Source organism: Massilia sp. CT11-108, assembly GCF_047302915.1.
GTDB lineage: Bacteria > Pseudomonadota > Gammaproteobacteria > Burkholderiales > Burkholderiaceae_D > Telluria > Telluria orientalis.
The window spans coordinates 1-418 of sequence record NZ_JBKYMO010001276.1 but is presented as its reverse complement, the minus strand read 5'-3'; the positions used below and the strand labels follow the sequence as shown (position 1 = coordinate 418).

At 71.8% G+C, this 418-nt stretch carries 1 protein-coding gene; it reads left to right on the top strand.

The window, feature by feature from the left end:
• Positions 1-418 (top strand): response regulator (locus ACEN88_RS34385; protein WP_413346884.1); only part of this gene is annotated, 418 nt, incomplete at both ends.

Below are 418 nucleotides of genomic sequence, written 5' to 3'. Positions count from 1 at the left end.
CCGCCTGGCCGGCGCGCGCATCCTGCTCGTCGACGACAACGCCAACAACCGCGAGGTGGCGCTCGACTTCCTGGCCGTGGCGCGCATGCGGATCGACGTCGCCACGGGCGGCCAGGAAGCCGTGCGCATGGCGAAGGCGGGCGACTACGACCTCGTGCTGATGGACATCCAGATGCACGAGATGGACGGCTACACGGCCACCCGCGCGATCCGCGCCCTGCCCGGCTGTGCCGACGTGCCGGTCGTCGCGATGACGGCGCATGCCATGGCCGGCGACCGCGAAAAGAGCCTGGCCGCCGGCATGAACGACCACGTCGTCAAGCCGATCGACCCGGACCTGCTGCTGCGCACGCTCGTCAAGTGGATCGCGCCGGCACGCCTGCAAGGCCGCACGGCGCCGCAGGCCGCAGCGCCAGTC